This is a genomic window from Proteus sp. Marseille-Q3619 (genome assembly GCF_965283115.1).
In genome coordinates this window covers 1,611,093-1,635,817 of sequence record NZ_CBDIMP010000001.1, presented here as the reverse complement: position 1 = coordinate 1,635,817, position 24,725 = coordinate 1,611,093, and the positions used below count along the sequence as shown (strand labels likewise).

The window sequence follows — 24,725 nt, the reverse complement described above, 5'->3', positions numbered from 1 at the left end:
GCGATAAGACGACAAACGCGAAATCGCACGCCATAGAGATAACCATCAATATTCTCAGAGGAAGATAAACATGGATTTTCAGCTAACAGAAGAACAAGTCCTGATCCGCGATATGGTCAGAGAGTTCGTTGAAAACGACATTAAACCAATTGCGGGTGCTATTGATAAAGAACATCGCTTTCCTAGTGAGAGTGTTGCACCGATGGCTGAATTGGGACTCTTTGGTTTCAACATTGATGAAGCTTATGGTGGTACAGAAGCAGATGCTATTAGCTATGTATTAGCCACAGAAGAGATGGCTAAAGTGAGCGCCTCTCACGCTATGATCATGGGATCACAATGTTCTTTAACAGGGCCAATCATTCAAAAATATGCTGATGAAGAGACTAAAGCACGCATTTTACCAGGTGTGGTTTCTGGCGAAAAATTAGGGTGCTTCTGTTTGTCAGAGCCTAGTGCGGGCTGTGATGCTGCGGCTCAAGAAACAACAGCCGTTCGTCAAGGCGATAACTATGTGATTAATGGCTCTAAATTGTGGATCACTGCGGCGCCTCAAGGTGCTTTCTTTATCGTGTTTGCCATGACCGATAAAAGTAAGGGTGTAAAAGGGATCACCGCATTCTTAGTTGAGCGTGATAACCCAGGTATTAGCATTGGTTTACCTGAAGACAAAATGGGTATGAACGGCTCTGAAACCTGCTCTGTGAGCTTCAGTGATTGTGTTGTTTCAGCCAGCGCTATGTTAGGCGAAGAAGGCAAAGGCTTTAATATCGCGATGGAAACCTTAGATGGCGGGCGTTTAAGTTGCTCTGCATTGGCATTAGGGATCGCACAAAGCGCTTTAGATGCCACTATTGCTTACACCAAAGAACGTATTCAATTTGGTAAACCCATTGCTGCTAATCAAGGTATTCAATGGGTATTAGTGGATATGGCAACGCGTGTTGATTGCGCACGTATGCTAGTTTATCGTGCCGCTGCCGCCAAAATGGCGGGTCTTCCTTACACTCGTGAATCAGCTCAAGCCAAACTTTATGCAGCAGAAGCTGCCACTTATGTAACTCAAAAAGCCGTTCAATTACATGGCGGTATGGGTTACACCAAATCCTATCCTGTTGAACGTTTGATGCGTGAAGCAAAACTTACTGAGATTTTTGAAGGCACAAGTGAAGTGCAACGTATGGTCATCGCTAAGCATATTTTAGCGTAATGAGATTTGAGCTTATTAATTTGTTGCATTGTGCAAAACGGAGAATGTGAATTATGAAACTTATTGCCTGCTGTAAGGTTGTTCATGACGAACAAGACATCACAACACGGCCTGATCGTACACTCGCAACCGATAATGCGGGTTTAAAAATTAGTTTGTATGACTTGAATGCAATTGAAACCGCAGTAGAAATAGCCTCTGCCCTTGGTGATAGTACTGTAACTGCATTAAGTGTGGGGACAAGTGCCATGGTTGAAAACGCGAAAATTAAAAAAGATATTTTATCGCGTGGCCCTGATGTATTAACACTGGTTGCTGATGATGCATGTAGCGCGCTTTATTCAACAGATACTGCCAATATTATTGCGCAAGCAGCAAAAAAAGTGGGTTTTGACTTGCTCATTTTCGGTGAAGGTTCGGGTGATTTATACGCTCAACAAACGGGTTTAGCCGTTGGTGAATATTTAGGTTTACCTTGTGTGAACGCTGTAAACAAAATCACCGTTGAAGGCGACAAAATCATTGTTGAACGTGATTTAGAAAATATCACTGAAGAACTTGAACTGACATTACCTGCCATTGTGTGTGTCACTTCAAGTATTAACACACCAAAACTCCCTTCAATGAAAGCCATTTTAGCGGCGAATAAAAAATCAGTTGAAAAGCTAGGGTTAGGCGATATCGGTGTTGATATTTCTTCTCTGACTGTTGTGCAAACACAAGTTTGTGCGCCAGAGCAATCTGATCGCCTTGGTATTATTTTAGAAGGTGATTCAGATGAAAATATTGCCACTTTTGCTGAACATTTACGCCAAGCGGTTAATCAATAAGGAGATTAAAAATGGCTAGTTTACTACCTACTACCTTTGTTTATGCCGAAAAAGCGGATGATTTAGCAAAGCTGATTGCGTTTGCTCGTGGTCTTGGTGAAAAGGTCAATGTGCTGTTTATTGGTGATGATGAAAGTACGCGTGAATGTGTCAACTTAGGCGCTGATTGTGTGTACTGTTTTGCACCTCAAGAGGGAGTGATCGCTGAAGATTATGCGGCCTCTTTTGCAGCAATTATTAAAGAAGCGGGGGCGAATGCATTGGTTCTACTTGCTTCATCAAAACGTGCAAAAGCGATTGCGGCTCGCCTTGGTGTGATGTTAAACGCTGGTGTTGTCAGTGATGCATTAAGTCTTGCGATTGAAAACAATACGGTGATTGCGACACACCAAGTCTATGGTGGTTTAGCGCATGCTAAAGCAGAAATTCGCTCACCTTATGCTATTGCCACTGTGGGCAGTGCATTAGATGTGGAAGTCATTAACGACGCACCCAATGCACAAGTGGTACAAGGTACCTTTATCGCCCCTGCACATACATTAAAAGTATTAGCGCGTAAGCCAAAACAAGGCAGTACCGTTGATTTAGGTAAAGCGCATTGTGTTGTGGGTATCGGACGCGGTTTTGCTAAGGCGGATGATATTGCACTCGCGGCGGCATTAGCGAAAGCCCTTCAAGGCGAAGTGGGTTGTTCACGTCCAATTGCTGAAGGTGAAGGCTGGATGGAACACGACCGCTACATTGGTGTTTCAGGTGTGACCTTAGGTGCGGATGTTTATGTTGCTGTCGGTATTTCAGGGCAAATTCAGCATATGGTAGGTGTGGATAGAGCAAAAGTCATTGTTGCTATCAACAAAGATAAAAATGCCCCAATTTTCAATATGGTGGATTACGGTATTGTTGGCGACCTCTACAAAGTGTTACCTGCATTAACCGCGAAGCTTGGCGGCTAATCACCGTAGGTCGCTTAGTGATAATTTGCTAAGCGACCACACATAATAAAAGGATAGGAAAGTATGTCAGACGATATTTTTGACGCCATTATTGTGGGTGGTGGACTTGCTGGTGGTACTGCTGCCTATGTATTAGCACAAGCAGGGTGTGATGTTTTAGTTGTAGAGCGAGGTAATTTCGCTGGCAGTAAAAATATGACAGGTGGACGTTTATACGCGCACAGCCTTGAAAAAATCATTCCCAATTTTGCCCAAGAAGCACCTGTTGAACGCTTGGTGACGCGTGAAAAAATTTCCATGCTAACGGAAACAGATGGTGTGACTTTAGATTATCAACACACGCAACAAGAAGAGGAAGCTGCACGCTCTTATACCGTATTACGTTCTTCATTTGACCAATGGTTAATGGAAAAAGCAGAAGACGCTGGCGCACAAGTGATCACGGGTGTTCGCGTTGATGAAGTGTTGGTGAAAGAAGGCAAGGTGTGTGGTGTAAAAGCAGGTGATGATGAAATTGAAGCCCATGTGGTTATCCTCGCTGATGGTGTTAATTCATTATTAGCAAAACAATTAGGTATGACACAAAAAGTTAACCCTCACACTGTGGCGGTAGGAGTTAAAGAGTTATTGGAATTCACGCCACAACAAATGGAAGACCGATTTGGTTGTACTAATGATGAAGGCTTAGCTTGGCTTTTTGCTGGCGCACCATCAGGTGGATATTTAGGTGGCGGATTCTTATATACCAATAAAAATACCGTTTCTTTAGGTCTTGTTTTAGGGCTACATAATGTCGATAAATTCGAAAAAACGGTTCCTCAATTATTAGAAGATTTTAAACAACACCCTGTTGTTGCACCACTTATCAAAGACGGCAAATTATTAGAATATTCAGCGCATATGGTGCCAGAGGGTGGCATGAATATGGTATCTGAATTAGTGAAAGATGGCGTATTAGTGGCGGGAGATGCCGCAGGTTTTTGCCTTAATGTCGGCTATACCGTAAGAGGAATGGATTTAGCGATTGCTTCAGGTGAAGCGGCTGCAAAAGCGGTATTAATGGCGAAAGAGCAAAACAGTTATAGCCAAAAAGAATTAAGTTGCTACCAATCTTTATTAAATGACAGCTTTGTGATGAAAGATATGAAGTTATACAAAGACTTACCTTCTTTCCTTGATAATACAAGATTCTTTACGGATTACCCGCAAATGGCGGCTAATGTAATGCATGATTTATTTGTGATTAATGGCCCAGAAAAACCAGTGCGTAAGAAAATACTGTCTCAAGTTAAGAAAGTGGGTGTAATGAACTTAATTAAAGATGGGTTTAAGGGGGTACGTTCTTTATGAGTCAAGTCAACGTAGACGTTAAATTAGGCGTCAATAAATTTAATGTGGATGAAGAAAATCCACATATTGTGTTAAAGGATGATATCGATCCTGCACAATTTGACATCTTAATGAAAGCTTGCCCTGCTGGGTTATATAAGAAAGATGAAAAAGGACAATACCTTTTTGATTACGCGGGCTGTTTAGAGTGCGGAACTTGCCGTGTTTTATGTGGTGAAACAATTTTAAAGAAATGGGAATATCCATGTGGCACTTTAGGCATTGAATTTCGTTACGGTTAATGTAACAACACCAATCCCCCTTTAGCGTAACCTCCAAAATTTTAACTAGAGGGGGAGATAATTAGTCTATTTATCTTAACGAATGTATTTTTCGATATTCTGAAGGCGTCATAAAAAATTCGGATTTAAACTTTCGACTTAAATTAGAAATATCGCTAAATCCGCATTCATAAGCTAATTGTGTAATATTTTTCTCTGCCAAGAGAGGATTAACTAAAGCCGCTTTATAATTCTCAAGGCGTTTTTGGTAGATCCAACGAAGTACAGAGGTATTTTGTTCTTTAAATAACATCTGTAAATAGCGCACAGAGATCCCACAAGCATTTGCACATTGATTAACACTTAAATCTGGATCGGAAATATGTTGCTCTAAATAGTGCTGGGCAAAATAAAACAGTGTTGATCTTCCTAAGCTTTGAGGTGGAGTTGCAATACTGTATTCACTGAAAGCAGACGTAATTAAATTCAATAAAATATCGGAAAGTTGTTGTGCATGTTGTGGTGGCATTGAGTCTAAGAACGGAATATAGCGCATCACAAAGCTATAAACGAGGGAGCCTGTAATGCTATTGCCTCGTATTGCTCTTGCAGTAAGATTTTGGGTATTACCTAAACGTGATGCTAGTTTCTCCCTTGGGATCAAAATTTTAAATAATGAGTAATCGTTATCAAAAGACCATGATACGGGTCTTGCCATATCAAAAATACAAAAGTCTCCTTGCCGTAGAAATGCGGTTCTTCCATCTTGAGTAAGATGGCTAGTTCCTGAACGCTGTATCTCAATTTGAAAATGCTCTTCCAAGCTAAGTTTATGAGTTAAAGGACGGCTACTCGCCCAGTGACCATTAGACTCTAGCTGAATAAAGCGAATATTTGTCACCTTCTGCTCGACAATGTTGGCATAAAATCGAGAATGAGGAGGCAATTCGACTTCATTGCATTCATAAGACGATAAAAAGCGGTCTTTTATTGTATCCCTGAATACGGAAAACCGATCTACGTCAGGGAGCTCCCGAGTCGTAAACATGCTTTTCATAGTACGCCCACTTTTATTGAAAGTATTTTTGTTGTGTTGCTATCAATCTAGTATAAAAACGACTTAAACCAGGTTGAAATAGAATAATGTTTTTATAACTTTAATTTTAAAATTAGAATAGTAAGTTTAAATAATTATTAACGGAGATATTCATTATCTTTCTTGTTAATAAATTGAAGACAATATATTTAAAAATTTTTAATTTATTTAAACTAACATCATGTAAATTATAGAATTAATTTATAGCATTTTTTATGCTAGCATTTCTATGCTATTAATCCTAAGTTAATTTCCTATCTTTAGAGAGAGATCTCATAAATAAATTAAGAGTGATTCTTATTAATATCTTATTTATTTCATTCTTTTCAGAGTGTGAGTTAATATGGATTTTATGTAATTTAAATAATGGCTTGTTAATAAGATGATTTTTTATGGTTAATAATGTAATTTATTTTTAAGATGCGTTAGTAAGATAATTATAGATAATAAATATTTTTTTATTATAAAAAATATTTAGCTAAAAGTAATAAAACTCTTTAAATATTAGTTATTAATAATAACCATTTTTCTATATCAAAGAGAGTTTTATTAAATAAACGTGCTATATCATTAAGAAAAGAATAGTGATTGAATTATTGATGCAGTGTAGGGCAATAGGTGCGATTAATGAACGAGTTCCTATTCTTACTAAACAAAAGATAACTCCCACAATAAAAATAAGAATAAATGTAGAGATTGATTCATATTGATAGTGCATAGTTGAAAATAGCAGTGAAGAAAGAATAATCGCTATCCATTTTCCTGTATTGCCATACCACATGCCTGCATTTAATAGAAAACCTCTAAAAATGATCTCTTCAGTAATCGGAGCAATAAACATAACAGCAAGGGCAAACAGGAAGAAAGCAAATCCTGTAATGGGTTCAACCTCGGCTATCCATGAATCATCGTCAGATCCTAAAAACATGCCGATAAATAATAATCCCAGTAATGCTAAGACAGGAGCTTTTAATGTTCGCCATTGAAGTCGGCCTAATGGCATTAATGTAATGTGTTTTTGATAGGCAAACCAAATAATTAGGCAGTAGGGAAGGTAAATAAAAAAGCTCACCAATGAGATGATATAAGTCGATTGATACAGTGCAATAGGTGAAGGCGTTAGCAATAGGCTAAAAGAGGAAAAGAAGTAGCCTATAAAGGCAAGTACGCAGATGACTGAATGGTAAACTCGATCTTTGGGAAATTCCATTTATGCTTGTCCTTGGGGAGGTAATCAGATAAGTAATTTGTTTTATTTATTATGCATGATAAAAATAATTTTTGTGTTAATGTAATAAATATAAATAACTTATAGCTAATATAAGGCTAAATTTTGAAAGAAAATCTTTTACAGGCTATCCTCGATTGGATTGAAGAAAATTTAAATAGTCCTTTATCTCAAGATGATGTTATAAAAAAATCAGGATACAGTAAAAGGCATTTTCAAGATTTGTTTTATCATTTTACTGGTAAGACGATTGCTAGATATATCCTCGCGAGACGTTTATCGTTGTCTGCAACTTTATTACGATTAACAAGTTTATCTGTATTAGATATATCGATTATTTATCAATTTAATTCTCAACAGAACTTTTCAAGAGCTTTTAAAAGATACTTTAAAATAACACCAAGTGCTTACCGGAGCTGTGCATACTGGGATTTTACTGATTATATACCGCAACACAAATATTTAACTTTCCCTAACTTAATGAATAGTGAGAGCTTTGTTTGTCTGTTACCTTCTGAAAATGAGGAAAGTGTTTTTTATGTTGATATTCCTTTTGAGCTTAAGGCAAAAGTTACTCGAACGGGATTAGGTTTTAAGAATAAAAATAAAATAGATAAATTAAAAAGCTTAATAAAAAATAGTTCTGAAATTTATTTAAACGTATATTATAGATGTGAAAGAACTACCTCCACTAAGAACATTTTAGCTGTATATAATTTTTTTGAATTTACTAATAAACATGAAACCTTTGTTTCTACAAATGGTGATAGGTATTATAAATTTTCATTTTATGGTACATGGGATGAATATCTCATATTATCTAATGTTATTTATTTTAGAGAGCTATCAAAGTTAAAGGCTAAAAAAAGAGATAGCTATGATATTGAAGTTTTTAATATCAACGATATGAAAGATAAAAGTAATATATGTTCATTAGATTATTTCGTTCCTGTAGTATGATTTTTTAGTAATTTTTTAGGTGTTGTATTGTAATATTCTTTAAATTTTTTTATGAAATATGAAGTTGTTTTATACCCTAATTTATTTGATATAGTATTGATATTTAAATTTGTTGTTGTTAATAAATTTATAGCATGTTCCATTCTTGTTTTTGTTAATATTTTAGTAAAGCTTGTTTTTTCAGCCTCTAGTTTTTTTCTTAAAGATGATGTTCCAATATATAGCCTTTTACTAATATCTTTTATTGTCCACTCATAACTTAAATCTTCACTAATGATATTGATGATTTTATTTGTATATGATGAGTTATACATCTCATAGATAAAACCCATCATATTTATTTCTAATCCGCTCAATAAGCATGCTATTTTTAATATATATTCATGTTCTATTTTATCAGACGTGACAATTTCATTGTTAAATTTACTTTTTAATTTATTAAATAATAGAATATCTTCTGGTTGAGCCTTTTTTATTAAAATATTATTTTCAATATTCTGCGCATTCTCTTTTAATCTAATGGTTAGAGGCAAGGTTTATTTTTAACGCATCTCTAAGAATATCACAAGATAAATAAAGTAAGGTTGGTTTATTTATATTAGAAAAATATACATCGAACTTTATATCTTTTGATATTAGAGCAATACTATTTTTATTTATTGATTTTTTAAAGTTATTTGTTTCTATTCGTATTTCGCTGTCTTTTGTTAGTAGCATAATGTAATTAGATAGGGTTAAGTTTTTTAAATGAAAATAGTAATCTTTCATGTAAATAGACTCACTTTAATCCAAATTAAATTAGTTAAATAGTAATGATAAATATTAATGATCAGTCTATGGTTTTATTTTTATAAATGAAATTACATTTATCGCAGGGTGGCAAATAGTGATATTTATTTATCTTTTAGTGTTATTTTTTGTGTGAACCAGCTTGGTTAAAGACTAATTTTTTCAAGGTTAATTACATGAATGTGAGTATAACTTTGATTATAAGGATGTGTTTTAACATTTTTGGCGATTTAATTAAAAGTTGTGGCAATTTATCTTTTTTTCTGTGAGCTATTTTGTTGATAGATATCTTGTTTGTTATTTTGTGGCATTTATTTATTTGTTTGTTTGATTTGGGGCGTGAGGCTAGGTGATACACTGAACTTAAGTGAAATTGTATTTGTAGTATTTCTATCTTTATCCCTGAATTAGGTAATTAAGATGTATGGCTGGAATATTAATTATGTAATAGGAAACGAGGTTAAAGCTATAAGGAAGGCTAAAAAACTGACAGGGATTAATATGTCAAAGAAAATGAATATAAGTCAACAACATTATTCTCGCCTAGAACGAGGTGATGTTAAATGGAGCGTTTCTACACTAATAGAAGTTTGCTTTATTTTAAATATTTCCATCCTTCATTTTATAAAAATATTAGACAGTAAAAAGAGAATAATTATTGATTGTAATTGTGAATATATTCATAAAGATAAAAAAATGTAAATGTAAGGAGAATGAAAAAGGAAAGAATATCATTTTGTAACTAATTCTTAATAAAGAAATTTTTAAATAAACAGCAAGTATCTTCTGTTTAGAGGTTCTATTCTAATGCTAGGTAATTATTATGAAATTTATCTTTTCTGAAAAAAATTCAGATATACAAGTGCAGTTAAATCCGCATGCAAAGCATGTAATAACGGCAAAGCCAAATGAGGTTTATCAATTATTTGATTCTGAAACAAATCTTTCACCACTAGATATTAAAGCACTTCGTAAATCGGATGATCTTATTTTATCTAGTAAAGAACAAGATCTTGAAGTTGTAATTAAAGATTTCTGGGAAGAATGCAAACCAGGAGAGCAACAGTGTTATGCAACTTTAAATGTCTTAGATCAAAATGGGGTAATGGGGGAAGCCACTATTACTCAAGATGGTCCTGTTTTAGAGCATTTAGTTGCTGGTGAAACCGGTACTCTTTCTGATAATGATGATGGAATTGGCCTATTTTTATGGGTTGCGGGTTCTATCGGTAGTGCATTAGCGATCTTTTTAGCTAATAGAAATCATGGTGGTGACAATAAAGGTAATGATGCAGATGTCACTGCACCAAGTAAACCGGGATTAACCGCTGAAGATGATGGTTCTGTTTCTATCGATTTACCAAAAGATGCAAACAAAGGTGATTCTGTAGATGTTACTTTTGAAGATGAGAATGGTAACTCAAATACTGTCACACTAGAGAAAGACGATAATGGCTGGACATCAAGCAATCCGGACTTGATTCCTGATACAGATAACGATCATGTCACTATTCCTAATGACAAGATAAAAGATAATAGCGACGTTACCGCAAGTGCAAAAGATCCGAGCGGTAATAAAAGTGATGACGTTACTGTAACAGCAAAACCAGATCCTGTAACAGATGTACCAGTTTTAAGTATTCCAGAAGTAGAGGATGGCTATGCAAATGCGGATGAACTGAAAGACGGTTTACAAGCAGAAGTCACCTTGCCAGAAGGTACTGTGGAAGGCGCAGAAATTACGCTAACCATCACTCGTCCAGATAACACCACTGAAACTATTACACATACCGTCACGAAAGATGAAGTCGTGGCAGGCAAAGTGTCAATAGATATTCCGAAAGATGTAGTACAAAACGGCCAAAACAGTGTTGATGTTAGTATAACTCAAGGAAGTAATCCGCCGAAACAAGGGAATAAAGTGGAATTTGCTGCCGATACTCAAATTCCAGGCGATACCGACGGTAACGGCGTGGTGGATACAACACCGGTAGTGACTATCCCAGAAGCGGCAGATGGTGTGAATGCTGAAGAGTTAAAAGACGGCATACAAACCGAAGTGACTGTACCGGGTGGTAGCGCTGAAGGGGATAAACTCACTCTAACAATCACCAAACCTGACGGTAGCACTGACACTGTTGAACACACGCTGACAGCGGATGAAGTAGTAGCGGGTAAAGCGGATGTCACTATTCCAGCGGATAAAGTGACAGCAGACGGTAACTACTCTGTTACGGCTGAAATCACCGATCCAGCGGGTAACACCAGTGGAAAAGGTCAACCAACTGACTTTACTGTTGATACGCAAATTCCGGGGGATACCGACGGTGACGGTGTGGTAGATACAACACCAGTAGTGACTATCCCAGAAGCGGCAGATGGTGTAAATGCTGACGAGCTAAAAGACGGTGTACAAACCGAAGTGACCGTGCCAGCAGGCAGTGCGGAAGGGGATAAACTCACCCTGACGATCACCAAACCTGACGGTAGCACTGACACTGTTGAACACACACTGACGGCGGATGAAGTGACAGCGGGTAAAGCCGAGGTAACTATCCCTGCGGATAAAGTGACGGCAGACGGTAACTACTCTGTTACGGCTGAAATCACCGATCCAGCGGGCAACACCAGTGGAAAAGGTCAACCAACTGACTTTACTGTTGATACGCAAATTCCGGGGGATACCGACGGTGACGGTGTGGTAGATACAACACCAGTAGTGACTATCCCAGAAGCGGCAGATGGTGTAAATGCTGACGAGCTAAAAGACGGTGTACAAACCGAAGTGACCGTGCCAGCAGGCAGTGCGGAAGGGGATAAACTCACCCTGACGATCACCAAACCTGACGGTAGCACTGACACTGTTGAACACACACTGACGGCGGATGAAGTGACAGCGGGTAAAGCCGAGGTAACTATCCCTGCGGATAAAGTGACGGCAGACGGTAACTACTCTGTTACGGCTGAAATCACCGATCCAGCGGGCAACACCAGTGGAAAAGGTCAACCAACTGACTTTACTGTTGATACGCAAATTCCGGGGGATACCGACGGTGACGGTGTGGTAGATACAACACCGGTGGTGACTATTCCAGAAGCGGCAGATGGTGTGAATGCTGATGAGTTAAAAGACGGCGTGCAAACTGAAGTGACCGTGCCAGCAGGCAGTGCGGAAGGGGATAAACTCACCCTGACGATCACCAAACCTGACGGTAGCACTGACACTGTTGAACACACACTGACGGCAGATGAAGTAACAGCCGGTAAAGCCGAGGTAACTATCCCTGCGGATAAAGTGACGGCAGACGGTAACTACTCTGTTACGGCTGAAATCACCGATCCAGCGGGCAACACCAGTGGAAAAGGTCAACCAACTGACTTTACTGTTGATACGCAAATTCCGGGGGATACCGACGGTGACGGTGTGGTAGATACAACACCGGTGGTGACTATTCCAGAAGCGGCAGATGGTGTGAATGCTGATGAGTTAAAAGACGGCGTGCAAACTGAAGTGACCGTGCCAGCAGGCAGTGCGGAAGGGGATAAACTCACCCTGACGATCACCAAACCTGACGGTAGCACTGACACTGTTGAACACACACTGACGGCAGATGAAGTAACAGCCGGTAAAGCCGAGGTAACTATCCCGGCGGATAAAGTGACGGCAGACGGTAACTATTCAGTTACGGCGGAAATTACTGATCCTGCGGGCAACACCAGTGGAAAAGGTCAGCCAACTGACTTTACGGTCGATACAGTTGCACCTTCAGCACCAGAATTAAAAGCAGAAGATGACGGCTCGGTGTCTATTGAACTGCCAACGGATGCCAATAAAGGCGATACCGTTGAAATTACGTTTGAAGATGAAAACGGTGACAAACATACGGTGACCTTAGAAAAAGGCGACAATGGTTGGACATCGGATACCCCTGCTTTAATTCCGGATAGCAATGGTGATAAAGCGACGATCCCTGCGGATAATGTAAAAGACAACAGCGAAGTAACGGGTGTTGCCAAAGATCCAAGCGGTAATGAAAGTGACCCTTCAACTGTGACTTCAAAAACCGATGGTGTCACCGATGCGCCAGTGTTGACTATCCCAGAAGTGGCCGATGGTTATGCAAATGCGGATGAACTGAAAGACGGTTTACAGACCGAAGTGATCTTGCCAGCAGGCACCGCAGAAGGTGCTGAAATTACGCTGACCATTACTCGTCCAGATAACTCCACTGAAACGGTCACGCACACTGTCACGAAAGATGACGTGGCGGCAGGCAAAGTGTCAATGGATATTCCGAAAGACGCAGTACAAGACGGTCAAAATAGCGTGGATGTCAGTTTAACTCAGGGAAGTAATCCGCCGAAACAAGGGAATAAAGTGGAATTTGCTGTTGATGGACAAATTCCAGGCGACACTGACGGTGATGGTACCGTGGATGCGACTCCTGTAGTCACGATCCCAGAAGCAACCAACGGTGTAAATGCTGACGAGCTAAAAGACGGTGTACAAACCGAAGTGACCGTGCCAGCAGGCAGTGCGGAAGGGGATAAACTCACCCTGACGATCACCAAACCTGACGGTAGCACTGACACTGTTGAACACACACTGACGGCAGATGAAGTGACAGCGGGTAAAGCCGAGGTAACTATCCCCGCGGATAAAGTGACGGCAGACGGTAACTATTCAGTTACGGCGGAAATTACTGATCCTGCGGGCAACACCAGTGGAAAAGGTCAGCCAACTGACTTTACGGTCGATACAGTTGCACCTTCAGCACCAGAATTAAAAGCAGAAGATGACGGCTCGGTGTCTATTGAACTGCCAACGGATGCCAATAAAGGCGATACCGTTGAAATTACGTTTGAAGATGAAAACGGTGACAAACATACGGTGACCTTAGAAAAAGGCGACAATGGTTGGACATCGGATACCCCTGCTTTAATTCCGGATAGCAATGGTGATAAAGCGACGATCCCTGCGGATAATGTAAAAGACAACAGCGAAGTAACGGGTGTTGCCAAAGATCCAAGCGGTAATGAAAGTGACCCTTCAACTGTGACTTCAAAAACCGATGGTGTCACCGATGCGCCAGTGTTGACTATCCCAGAAGTGGCCGATGGTTATGCAAATGCGGATGAACTGAAAGACGGTTTACAGACCGAAGTGATCTTGCCAGCAGGCACCGCAGAAGGTGCTGAAATTACGCTGACCATTACTCGTCCAGATAACTCCACTGAAACGGTCACGCACACTGTCACGAAAGATGACGTGGCGGCAGGCAAAGTGTCAATGGATATTCCGAAAGACGCAGTACAAGACGGTCAAAATAGCGTGGATGTCAGTTTAACTCAGGGAAGTAATCCGCCGAAACAAGGGAATAAAGTGGAATTTGCTGTTGATGGACAAATTCCAGGCGACACTGACGGTGATGGTACCGTGGATGCGACTCCTGTAGTCACGATCCCAGAAGCAACCAACGGTGTAAATGCTGACGAGCTAAAAGACGGTGTACAAACCGAAGTGACCGTGCCAGCAGGCAGTGCGGAAGGGGATAAACTCACCCTGACGATCACCAAACCTGACGGTAGCACTGACACTGTTGAACACACACTGACGGCGGATGAAGTGACAGCCGGTAAAGCGAATGTCACTATTCCAGCGGATAAAGTGACGGCAGACGGTAACTACTCTGTTACGGCTGAAATCACCGATCCAGCGGGTAACACCAGTGGAAAAGGTCAACCAACTGACTTTACTGTTGATACGCAAATTCCGGGGGATACTGACGGTGACGGCACTGTAGATACAACACCGGTGGTGACTATTCCAGAAGCGGCAAACGGTGTGAATGCTGATGAGTTAAAAGACGGCGTACAAACTGAAGTGACCGTACCGGGTGGTAGTGCTGCGGGTGACACTCTGACACTGACTATTACCAAACCTGATGGCACTACTGACACCGTTGAACACACATTGACAGCGGATGAAGTAACAGCGGGTAAAGCGGATGTCACTATCCCAGCGGATAAAGCAACTCCGAATGGCAATTATTCTGTGAAAGCAGAAATTACCGATCCTGCGGGCAACACGAGTGGTCAAGGTCAAGCAACCGACTTTACTGTTGATACGGTTGCACCATCGGCACCAGTATTAAATGCAGAAGATAACGGTTCTGTTTCCGTTGAACTGCCGGGGGATGCCAATAAAGGTGATACTGTTGAAATTACGTTTGAAGATGAAAACGGTGATAAACAGACTGTAACAATGGAGAAAGGGGATAATGGCTGGACATCTAGCGATCCTAATTTGATCCCAGACAGTCAAGGTAATAACACTACTATTCCGTCTGATAATGTAAAAGATAACAGTGAAGTGACCGCAATTGCTAAAGATCCAAGTGGTAATGAAAGTGATCCGGCAACAACAACATCTAAAACAGATGTGTTACCGACAGTGAGTATCAGTGTTGATACAACATCAACGGATAGCAAAGGGGATAAGATTAGTGCAGATGCCTCTGTTTCCGGTGAAGTAACAGAGGTTCCTGCAACCGTTGAAGACACAGATGGTACTACCGGATTAGTGTATACCGTTGCTTTAGATTCTGTTGCAGCACAAGATGTGACTGTGACAATAACCTTAACAAATGGTGTGGGTCATGCCAGTGCGCCAGATTATTCAACGCTTGCAGGCTCTCAGCACGACGGAAAAATTGTCCTGCATGGTGACACAGGCAAAGTAACGTATGATGGAGCATCAACAGTAACGGTTGTTATTCCTGCTGGCTCTAAGAGTGTTTCATTTATGGTTGATCCAACAATGGAAGCTAACCAAAATGCATTTAATGCCGAGGGTATGGAAAAAGTGGTTGCAACCATTACGGGAACATCTGACAACGCTACAGCCGCAACAGATATAGTAAATAATGCGGGTGCTTCAGCAACGGGTGTTATTTATGATGGTAACCCGATTTCATTACGTAATCTGGATGGTGATTTTACGCTGAAATATTCGTTATCCTCATCTAAAGCGGGAACAAACGATTTTGGATATACTATCGGTGCTAACAGCGGTGATGCTGATCCTATGTTAACAACTGATTATAACGATACAATTTATGTTGGTTATTATCAGGATGGTAGCGAAACTTCATCATACAGCAATGTGGCTAACTCTTCAGATAATGGACCTGATGGTACAAAAACAGATGGTAATCAAAGTATTACAACTGTTGATTTAGGGGCTGGTGATGACCTGATGGTGGTTCGCGGTAATATGTTAGCCAATACCCGAGTCTATGCTGGTGAAGGTAATGATACTTTTACTATGGATGGTATGAATACGGCGTTGCGTGTTATGTATGCTGGCAGTTATCTCTTTATGGAATCTGGTGATGACACCGTTACGATTAAACGTACAGGGGTAACAAATGCTGGTCAAATCTATCTTGGCTCAGGCAGTGATACTTTTACCCAAGGGGATGCTAATTCTCAAAATAATACCGAATTATCTGGTTTATTAGATCTGGGGAGTGGTACTCAAGCTAAGTCAAATCTGCCAAAAGAGTATCTTTCTGTTTATCAGGATGGTGGCAATTTCAGTCTGGGTAATGACACTAATATTGACGCAGTTACAGATGTTAATACCGTCACTATTTATGGCTCTGTATCCGGTGAAATTTTAGGTGGATATGGTAGTGATAATATCACTATCACTAAAAATCTGACTGGTAATGTTTCTGTCGGTGATAATGCCGATACCTTAACTGCTGGATGGATTTATGGTGGTGCTACTGTTTCTATGGGGGATGGTAATGATACTGTTACCGTTACTGAGGGAGCATATAACGCCACTATTTCACTAGGGGCGGGTGATGACGTATTTGATTCCACTAGTGCAACTTTAGGTTCAGCTGCGACAACCATTGATGGTGGTGAGGGGAATGACACAATCAAAATTGGCACTATTTCAAATGGTAATATAACCATTGATGCGGGTGCTGGTGATGATATCGTTGTTCTGACAAAAGACTATGATACCAAACCTATTGGTAATCAAGGTTCCATTAACGGTGGAGAAGGTAGTGATACTCTGGTTCTGGCAGGTAATATTTCTGTCAATCTGGCGACAGGGAACAATGAAGGTATTACTGGCTTCGAGAAAGTGGATATGACTGTTGGCAGTAATCTGAAAGCAGACAATTCAGCTCAAACCATTAAATTAACAGTATCGGATGTATTGGCTATAAATGACAATTCAACGCTTTATATTTCCGGTGATGCTAATGATAAAGTTGATTTAGGGGCTGACGGAGTTAACACCTTAGGGACATTTACTGCTACAGCCACAACAACTAAAGCAACTGCATTAGATGGCACTGAGCATACTTATACGCTTTACAGTAGTACAAGTGGTGCTAATGTCTATATCGATAATAATATTATTGATAATGGAGGTGTTTTCTAATTATCTGTTTTAATTAAATCTAAGGCTGCTCGTTCGAGCAGCCTTATTAGCCAATCATAAATTTCTATATTTAGATTTTATTTTTTATTAGGGGTAATATCTGTGTTTTCTATAAATAAACTCAAAATAATAACGTTTGTTATTTTTGGAGGCGTATTATTTAATTCACATGCTAATTCTTTAAAATATATATTAAATAACTCATTAAATAATGCGCCAGAGTTATTAGAAGCTAAAGCCGATGTAGATATAGCGGTTGCCAGAGTTAATCAGGCTAGGGCTCAACATTTTCCCGTAATAAGCGTCACTGGAAATAAACTATTAGGGCAATATCATCGTGATGAAAGTGATTATGATAATAATAGTTTTACTCCAGGGCTAAGAGGGGAGCTAAATCTCTATTCTTTTGGTGGAATAGAAAATGATGTTGAACGTAATGAAAAAGAACAGCTCTATTATCAATTTAAATATAGCGAAACGAAAGAAAATGTTGCTTACACCATATCAGACCTCTATTTAAAAGCGTTATTAGCTAAAGAATCTATTGCGGTAAAGAAAAAGAGTTTAGATAGACATAATAAGATTATATCTGAATTAAATGTAATAGCTCGTAATGATGAAGGGCGTATTTCTGAATATGTTCAGGCAGAAGCAAGAAAAATATTAGTAGAGCAAGATATTAACTATTATGAAAAAGAATTAATGACAACGCTGAGTACGTTATCAAAATATACAGGGTTTCCGGTTGGAGAGAGTGATCTTGTCAATCCTTTTGATGGAATGACAGTCAGTGATATGTATAGAGAATTCACTGCGGAAAATAATAATCAAAATCCGGCCTATCTTGTGAGCCAAGCCGATATAGACGCTAAAAAAATGGGCGTTAAAGTTGAAAATAAAAAACAATTACCAAGAATTAATTTAACTGGAAATATAACTAAAGATGATCGTCAGATAGGTATTGATGTGACATGGGATATTATTAATTTTTCATCATTATATTCTGTTGATGAAAAAGTAAGTCAGTTAAATGCTGCTCAACAGCGAATGGATAGGGTTATTCGAGATATTGAAGAAGCAAGACGCTTATCTGTAATTAATATTCAAAAAAGTACTCAAAAATTAAAGATATTAGATGCACAAATTTTATCATCGACAAAAGTCGTCGATTTTTATCAATTGCAATTTAATGTTGCTCGCCGTTCTTTGTTAGATGTTTTGAATGCAGAAAAAGAGCTATCTGATGTTGAATTATCTTATGCCACCACATTGAGTGATCTTAGGTATGGAATGCTTGATTATTTATATGCGCAAGGAACACTTTCTCGCTGGGCACTTAATTCACTCGCACATTAATAAATTAAGGTAAATATTGTAGTTATGAAATTGATCATAGAAGGTCTTTCTCTTACAACTCAGTTATTAGGCACACATTTATCCGTGGCTACACTGACTGCGCATACAATCCGTACCGCAAAGATGGGAATTGATTTTTCATCACTGGTTGAATATCTGAAGAGTGAAGGATTTGAAAATACATTATCACAACGTTTATTAGATGATATTCCCTCTCTGGCTATGCCAGTATTATTATTATTAAAAAATGAAGAGAGTGCCGTTTTAACAGAAATTTCATTTGATGAAACTGGGCAGCGTAAATATAAAATTCAGCAAGTCGATGGTTTATCTGTTTGGTTAACTCAATCAGAATTAAATGAAAAGTATTTAGGTTATTGTTGGTTTATTAAGCCTCGTATCGCAACAGATGTACGTTCAGAATTGCCCGAATATACGATGCCTAAGGCATGGTTTTTTAAAGTTATTTGGCGCTTTAAAAAATATTATTATCAAATTATTTTTGCTACTTTTGTAATTAATTTTCTAGCACTTGTTAGTTCATTATATGTCATGAATGTTTATGACAGAGTAATACCAAATAAGTCATATCAAACTCTCTGGGTTTTAAGTATTGGTGTAATTATCGCGATATTATTTGAATTTACAGCAAAGATGATCCGAGGACGATTAACGGATATTGCGGGTAAAAAGGCTGACCTAATTATCAGCTCGGCTTTATTTAGAAAAGTGACAAATCTTAAATTACAGGAAAGGCCTATATCATCTGGCTCCTATGTTAATAATTTACGAGATTTTGAATCTGTCCGTGATTTTATGACGAGTGCAAGTTTATTAACATTAGTTGATATGCCTTTTTTAATTTTATTTGTCTCGGTCATTGCACTGGTTGGGGGAAGCTTGGCTTTGGTGCCACTTACGATAATTCCACTGGTTATTATTGTTGGACTTTTAGCTCAGCTCCCTTTATCAAAATATATTAATGAATCAATGAAGGAATCATCTCAAAGACAAGGATTAGCAGTAGAAGCGATTGAAGGCATAGAAACGTTAAAAACGAATAATGCAATGAATTGGGCACAAAAGCGTTGGGATTATTACACGGCAAAAACCGCTTCCTCATCAATGAAAGTTAAAAATATCAGTAATTTTGTTATTTATTTTGCTGTTATGATGCAACAGTTAAATACGATATTTTTAGTTATTATCGGTACTTATTTAATTCATAGTGATGATCCCGCAAATAAAATTACGATGGGGGCGTTAATTGCAACGGTTATTTTATCCGGTAGAGCATTATCACCATTAGGGCAAATTGCGGGTTTAGCTATACGCTTTCAACAGGCTTGGGTCGCCTTAAAAGGTGTAAACGGTATTGTTGAAAGACCTTCAGAACGTGAACCTGATAGGAAATATATTACGTTAAAACAAATGAATGGAAATATAAAATTCCAAAATGTTTCATTTGCTTATAATCAAGATAGTAGCAGTGTAGTGAAAAATTTATCATTTGAAATAAAGCCAGGTGAAAAAGTCGGAATACTTGGGCGTATTGGCAGTGGTAAATCAACGACTTTAAAATTAGCCGCTGGGTTATATCCGACGGAACAAGGGAACATCACACTAGATGATGTCGATATTCGCCAAATAGATCCTCATTATTTGCGTAATCAGGTGTTGTTATTAGAGCAGGAACCAAGATTATTTTTAGGTAGTTTAAGAGAAAATCTTGATTTAGCTCGTATGGATGGTTTTTCTAGTGATCAAGATTTGATTGTAGCACTAAAGCGATTTGGTTTAGATAAAGTCATTAAAAAGCATCCAAGAGGCTTAGATATGTCCTTGGGGGAGAATGGGTTAGGTCTTTCTGGTGGGCAAAAACAAATTGTTGCTTTGGCTAGAATGACGATGAGAAATCCAAAAGTTGTCTTACTTGATGAACCAACAACGGGACTTGATCAATATTCAGAAATTCAGGCATTAAATGCCATTTCAGCATGGTGTCGTGCAAGAACATTATTGGTTGTTACTCATCGACCTCAGGTTCTGAGTATCGTCAACCGAATAATTGTTGTTGATAACGGTAAAGTGGTGATGGATGGCCCCAGAGATGCGGTCTTACAACAGTTAGCTAAAAATGAAAAAGAAAAACAAATAACTGTTCACTCAAAAGCCAAAACAGATAAGTAAGATTGAGAATGTTGAAATGAATGAATTAAATAAAAAACAAGTGACATCGCCAAGTCATCCTAAAGAGGCTTTTTCTAATAAAGATTTAGCACTTCTAAATGACTTACATGCAGCGCTTCAGCACGAAAAACATCATAAGAGCTTTATGATGATCACAATGTTGCTGATTTTTCTGATTATTTTTGTTATTTGGGCATGGAACAGTAGTCTTGAAGAAGTTACTCGTGGGCAGGGTAGTATTATTCCCAGCAGTCGAGAGCAGATCATCCAGACATTAGATGCTGGTATATTAAAAAGCATGGAGGTAAAAGAAGGGGATATTGTTGAGAAAGGACAAGTATTGTTGACTCTAGATGATACCCGTTCATCGGCTATTTTAAGGGAAAGTGAAGCGAAAGTTGATAATCTGGAAGCAATCCGAGCAAGACTTAAAGCGGAGGCATATTCTACTGAACTAAAATTCCCTGAGGGATTAGCCGCTGATTTAGTGGCGCGTGAAACAACGGTATACAATATACGTAAAGAGGCACTGGAGTCAGGGATAGATAATTTACAAAAAAGTAAAGCCTTATTAGACAGAGAGATTGCAATAACAAGGCCTATTGTTGCACAAGGTGCGATGTCAGCTGTGGAATTGTTGCGAATGGAGCGACAGTCAGCCGATATTCAATCTCAGATAAATGAAAAGAAAAATAAATATTTAACGGAAGCAAGTGCTGAGTTAGTTAAAACAGAAGCCGAATTAGCTCAGGCAAGGGAAAATATGGCAGGGCGTGCTGATCCGGTCGAACGAGCATTAATACGGGCTCCATTAAGAGGTATAGTCAAAAATATACGTATTAATACTGTTGGCGGAGTAATTTCAGCAGGGCAGGATATTATGGAAATTGTCCCATTGGAAGACCAACTATTAGTTGAGGCTTATATCAGCCCGAGAGATGTTGCTTATGTCCGTACAGGAATGCCTGCATTAGTCAAACTAACTGCTTATGATTACGCTATTTATGGTGGATTGGAAGGTATTGTTACTTTAGTTAGCCCAGATACATTGCATGATCAAAAGAGACCTAGTGATTTAAAACTCAATCAAGATGAAGCTTTTTATCGTGTGTTAGTCACTACACAGAGTAGTCATCTTACTGACAAAAACGGAAAGGAATTACCTGTCATTCCAGGGATGATTGCTGGTGTGGATATTAAGACGGGTGAAAAAACAGTATTCCAATATTTGATTAAGCCAATAACTAGGATGAAACAAGCATTACAAGAAAGATAATTCTATTTTTAATATTATGCAGTCTTGTTCATATAATAAGGCTGCATTAGAAATAATATTTTAAGAGAACAAGAAAAGTCATAATGCAATAAAGGGATTGTCTCGTTTGAAAAGAGATATTGAAAATTATGAAGAGTAGAAAGCAAAAAACCAGCCCTAAGGCTGGTTTTTCTAAAGATGGTGCCCGAACTCGGAATCGAACCAAGGACACGGGGATTTTCAATCCCCTGCTCTACCGACTGAGCTATTCGGGCTAACGAGGCGCATTAAACCGTATTCAGCGTGATGCGTCAACGTCTTTTTAATAAAAAATGCAAAAATAAGTTTGTTTGCTTTCTTTTTACTCTATTCGAGTTTAAATTTTCATCATAAGCGTTTTTTTAGCAAAAAATGCTTAAATAACAATCAGTAAAGATATTCACTTTTTTGCATATCAAAGAGAAAACCTTCTCTTTTTTTGATGATTAAATTTGTTTTTTGCTACTCTACAGATAGAAATTGAGTACAAACAAAAAAACAGATCATTTTTCTCGTTTTCTAACGCTTACAACTAACTTAATGCACCATTTTTTCGGCATTGAGCAATCTTAAGAATATCTTCTGCCAATAATTTTGCTGTAATAATATCATCAGCATGATGATTCACCATTAAACGACTTAGACAGCCTTCTAAGATGAGTTCCATCTGTTTGGCAACTAATTCACTGTCTTCGATATCAAGCTCGCGTAGTAGCGTTCTAGAGTAATCAAATGAGCTTTGTTTTTGGCGTTGGCTTAATTGGTGGATTTGAGAGTGCTCATCAGGATATGCGCTACAAGCAGCAACAAATAAACAACCTGGGAATCGGTTTTTTTCTAAACGCATAGCGAGTTGATCGTAACGTGCCAGTAGTTTTTGTTCGATAGAGAGCTCTTCATCTAACATTACTTGGCGTTGCCAAATGTCAATTTGCTGTCCATGGTGGCGAAGACAATCAAAAATCAATGCATCTCTATCAGGCCAGAAAGGGTGAAGATCAGATTCGTTGATACCCGAATCTTGAAGAAGCTCAGGTAAGGTTGCAGCTAAGCCATATTGCTCTAATTGGATAAGTACGTGGTCTAATAACGCTTCACGTTGCACGGAAATCTCCTTAAATCACGTTGTCGCGAGAACATCATAATTAGCAGACTTTAGCTAAAAATGAAAGCGAGGAGCGATAAGCTAAAATGAAAATACCCCATCTTGGCCGACAGGGTATTTTCTTATTTTTTATTTCTTTTAAGTGCTAAGCACTTTTTTGCAATGTTTTAATTTTTTACTTCAAACTACAAAATCATACCGCCGAAGAGGAAACCAAATCCGACAGCTAATACCACACCAATAGTACCTGGGATAAAGAATGGGTGGTTGAAGACTAATTTACCGATACGAGTTGTACCTGTGTCATCCATTTGAACTGCTGCAACCAATGTTGGGTAAGTTGGCAGAATGAACAGACCAGAAACCGCAGAGAAAGAAGCAATTGCAGTTAATGGAGTTACACCTAATGCTAAAGCCATTGGCATTAACGCTTTCGCTGTTGCTGCTTGAGAATATAACAGAGCAGAACAGAAGAAGAAGATAACTGCTAATAACCAAGGATGGCCAGTGATTAAGTCACCCGCAGTCAGTTTGATCCAATCGATGTTACTTGAAACGAAAGTATCACCTAACCATGCAACACCCAGAATACAGATACATGCACTCATACCAGCTTTAAAGGTACTTGAGTTTAGGATGTTGTCAGTTTTCACTTTACAGAAGACAGTGATCAGTGTTGCAACACTCAGCATGATGATAAGAATAGCGTTAGTCGTATTCATCAGTGGAGTTTTGACAATACCTAAGCTTGGGCTGTTGATAATTGCATAAGTTACAACACACAGAACACCCAGTAGGAACAGCATTACAGATGATTTAGCACCTGGTAATGTTTCTCTACGTTCTTGGCTACCACGTAATTCAACCAGACCTTGCTCTAAACGCTCACGATAGACAGCATCATCAGACAGTTTTGAGTTAAATACCCAAGACACGATAAATGACATCAGAATGATAGCAAGGAAAGTTGCTGGTAATAAGATAGACAGCAGAGTGATATAACTTACAGTGTTACCTTCACCCACCATTGCTGGGTTTTCCATGACAGAAGCCATGTAAACAACAGCCGCAGAGATAGGAGATGCAGTAATACCGATTTGAGCTGCAACAACACCGGTTGATAAAGGACGGCAAGGTTTGATGCCTTGTTCTTTTGCAACTTCAGCGATAACTGGCAGTGTTGCTAAAGAGATGTTCCCTGTACCTGCAAATAGAGTTAAGAAATAAGTCACAATAGGCGCAAGAATTGTGATGTATTTTGGATTGCGTCTTAACAGTTTTTCAGTTTGGCCAACAAGATAATCCAAACCACCAGCAACCTGCATCGCAGAGATTGCGGCAATAACAGCCATAATGATGGAGATAACATCAAAAGGGATTGAACCAGGTTTAACACCGATAGCAGCTAAAACTAAAACCCCTAAACCACCGGCAAACCCGATACCAATTCCCCCAAGTCTCGCACCGAGGAAAATGGCCAGCAGAACGATAATCAATTCTACGGCTAACATAGCGTTTACTCCTTGAGATAATTAAAAAAATGAGAAAGATAAGTTAAATTTTTGTTTTTACAATCAAGTAAAAAGGCACGTCCCTTAAAGAGTCCGTGCCTTGTATTTTTAAGAGCTCATTCTTAT

Annotated in this window: 16 protein-coding genes and 1 tRNA gene; 11 read left to right on the top strand and 6 right to left on the bottom strand. The window is 38.7% G+C overall.

Annotated elements, in window-relative coordinates; genetic code table 11:
* The first annotated feature begins 70 nt into the window (after positions 1–70).
* The 5 genes from ACWPWK_RS07425 to ACWPWK_RS07405 all read left to right on the top strand — a co-directional run bounded on the left by ACWPWK_RS07425 (position 71) and on the right by ACWPWK_RS07405 (position 4,624).
* On the top strand, positions 71–1,210 hold the full coding sequence (locus ACWPWK_RS07425; protein ID WP_088494521.1) for an acyl-CoA dehydrogenase family protein: 1,140 nt from the start codon (positions 71–73) through the stop codon (positions 1,208–1,210).
* A gap of 53 nt (positions 1,211–1,263) precedes the next feature.
* The gene (fixA, locus tag ACWPWK_RS07420) at positions 1,264–2,040 is read left to right on the top strand and encodes a putative electron transfer flavoprotein FixA (RefSeq protein WP_109373298.1); all 777 of its coding nucleotides are present in this window, start codon (positions 1,264–1,266) and stop codon (positions 2,038–2,040) included.
* An 11-nt stretch (positions 2,041–2,051) separates the two neighbouring features.
* Complete coding sequence (locus tag ACWPWK_RS07415) at positions 2,052–2,993, top strand: FAD-binding protein (protein WP_109373299.1); 942 nt, start codon at positions 2,052–2,054, stop codon at positions 2,991–2,993.
* Positions 2,994–3,056: 63 nt separating this feature from the next.
* Positions 3,057–4,343, top strand: coding sequence for an FAD-dependent oxidoreductase (locus ACWPWK_RS07410; protein WP_109373300.1), 1,287 nt, complete (start codon positions 3,057–3,059; stop codon positions 4,341–4,343).
* Positions 4,340–4,624 carry a ferredoxin family protein gene (locus ACWPWK_RS07405; protein ID WP_109373301.1) on the top strand — a complete coding sequence of 95 codons (285 nt, stop codon included), beginning with the start codon at positions 4,340–4,342 and terminating at the stop codon, positions 4,622–4,624. The genes ACWPWK_RS07410 and ACWPWK_RS07405 overlap by 4 nt, the downstream gene beginning before the upstream one ends.
* Before the next feature lie 70 nt (positions 4,625–4,694).
* Here ACWPWK_RS07405 and ACWPWK_RS07400 read toward each other — a convergent pair whose 3' ends face one another.
* Together ACWPWK_RS07400 and ACWPWK_RS07395 are read right to left on the bottom strand one after the other, a co-directional pair.
* The gene (locus ACWPWK_RS07400; protein WP_109373302.1) at positions 4,695–5,660 is read right to left on the bottom strand and encodes a helix-turn-helix domain-containing protein; all 966 of its coding nucleotides are present in this window, start codon (positions 5,658–5,660) and stop codon (positions 4,695–4,697) included.
* A gap of 601 nt (positions 5,661–6,261) precedes the next feature.
* Entirely contained in the window at positions 6,262–6,909 is a 648-nt protein-coding gene (locus ACWPWK_RS07395) for a CPBP family intramembrane glutamic endopeptidase (RefSeq protein WP_109373303.1), read from the bottom strand.
* Positions 6,910–7,032: 123 nt separating this feature from the next.
* On the opposite strand from ACWPWK_RS07395, the gene ACWPWK_RS07390 reads away from it, so the two are divergent.
* Complete coding sequence (locus ACWPWK_RS07390; RefSeq protein ID WP_109373304.1) at positions 7,033–7,887, top strand: helix-turn-helix domain-containing protein; 855 nt, start codon at positions 7,033–7,035, stop codon at positions 7,885–7,887.
* On the opposite strand, the gene ACWPWK_RS07385 is transcribed toward ACWPWK_RS07390, so the two are convergent.
* A complete protein-coding gene (locus tag ACWPWK_RS07385) occupies positions 7,866–8,420 on the bottom strand; it encodes a helix-turn-helix transcriptional regulator (RefSeq protein WP_454208624.1) in 555 nt (184 codons plus the stop codon). The two genes, ACWPWK_RS07390 and ACWPWK_RS07385, sit on opposite strands and share 22 nt — an antisense overlap.
* 676 nt (positions 8,421–9,096) lie before the next feature.
* Here ACWPWK_RS07385 and ACWPWK_RS07380 point away from each other — a divergent pair.
* From ACWPWK_RS07380 to ACWPWK_RS07360, 5 genes are all read left to right on the top strand, one after another.
* Positions 9,097–9,378 carry a helix-turn-helix domain-containing protein gene (locus ACWPWK_RS07380; RefSeq protein ID WP_109373306.1) on the top strand — a complete coding sequence of 94 codons (282 nt, stop codon included), beginning with the start codon at positions 9,097–9,099 and terminating at the stop codon, positions 9,376–9,378.
* A gap of 121 nt (positions 9,379–9,499) precedes the next feature.
* Positions 9,500–17,143: an Ig-like domain-containing protein gene (locus ACWPWK_RS07375; protein ID WP_454208621.1), complete on the top strand. Its 7,644-nt coding sequence runs from the start codon at positions 9,500–9,502 to the stop codon at positions 17,141–17,143.
* Positions 17,144–17,245: 102 nt separating this feature from the next.
* Positions 17,246–18,499 (top strand): TolC family protein, encoded by a 1,254-nt coding sequence (locus ACWPWK_RS07370; RefSeq protein WP_109374257.1) that lies wholly within the window; start codon positions 17,246–17,248, stop codon positions 18,497–18,499.
* Positions 18,500–18,523: 24 nt separating this feature from the next.
* The gene (locus ACWPWK_RS07365; RefSeq protein ID WP_109374258.1) at positions 18,524–20,689 is read left to right on the top strand and encodes a type I secretion system permease/ATPase; all 2,166 of its coding nucleotides are present in this window, start codon (positions 18,524–18,526) and stop codon (positions 20,687–20,689) included.
* A 16-nt stretch (positions 20,690–20,705) separates the two neighbouring features.
* Complete coding sequence (locus ACWPWK_RS07360; RefSeq protein WP_109374259.1) at positions 20,706–21,965, top strand: HlyD family type I secretion periplasmic adaptor subunit; 1,260 nt, start codon at positions 20,706–20,708, stop codon at positions 21,963–21,965.
* Between the two features lie 178 nt (positions 21,966–22,143).
* Here ACWPWK_RS07360 and ACWPWK_RS07355 read toward each other — a convergent pair.
* The 3 genes from ACWPWK_RS07355 to ACWPWK_RS07345 all read right to left on the bottom strand — a co-directional run bounded on the left by ACWPWK_RS07355 (position 22,144) and on the right by ACWPWK_RS07345 (position 24,599).
* Positions 22,144–22,219, bottom strand: a tRNA-Phe gene (locus ACWPWK_RS07355).
* A 296-nt stretch (positions 22,220–22,515) separates the two neighbouring features.
* Positions 22,516–23,088 carry a division control transcriptional repressor DicD gene (gene dicD / locus ACWPWK_RS07350; protein ID WP_109374260.1) on the bottom strand — a complete coding sequence of 191 codons (573 nt, stop codon included), beginning with the start codon at positions 23,086–23,088 and terminating at the stop codon, positions 22,516–22,518.
* A 185-nt stretch (positions 23,089–23,273) separates the two neighbouring features.
* On the bottom strand, positions 23,274–24,599 hold the full coding sequence (locus ACWPWK_RS07345) for an anaerobic C4-dicarboxylate transporter (protein ID WP_098941860.1): 1,326 nt from the start codon (positions 24,597–24,599) through the stop codon (positions 23,274–23,276).
* Between the last annotated feature and the right edge of the window lie 126 nt (positions 24,600–24,725).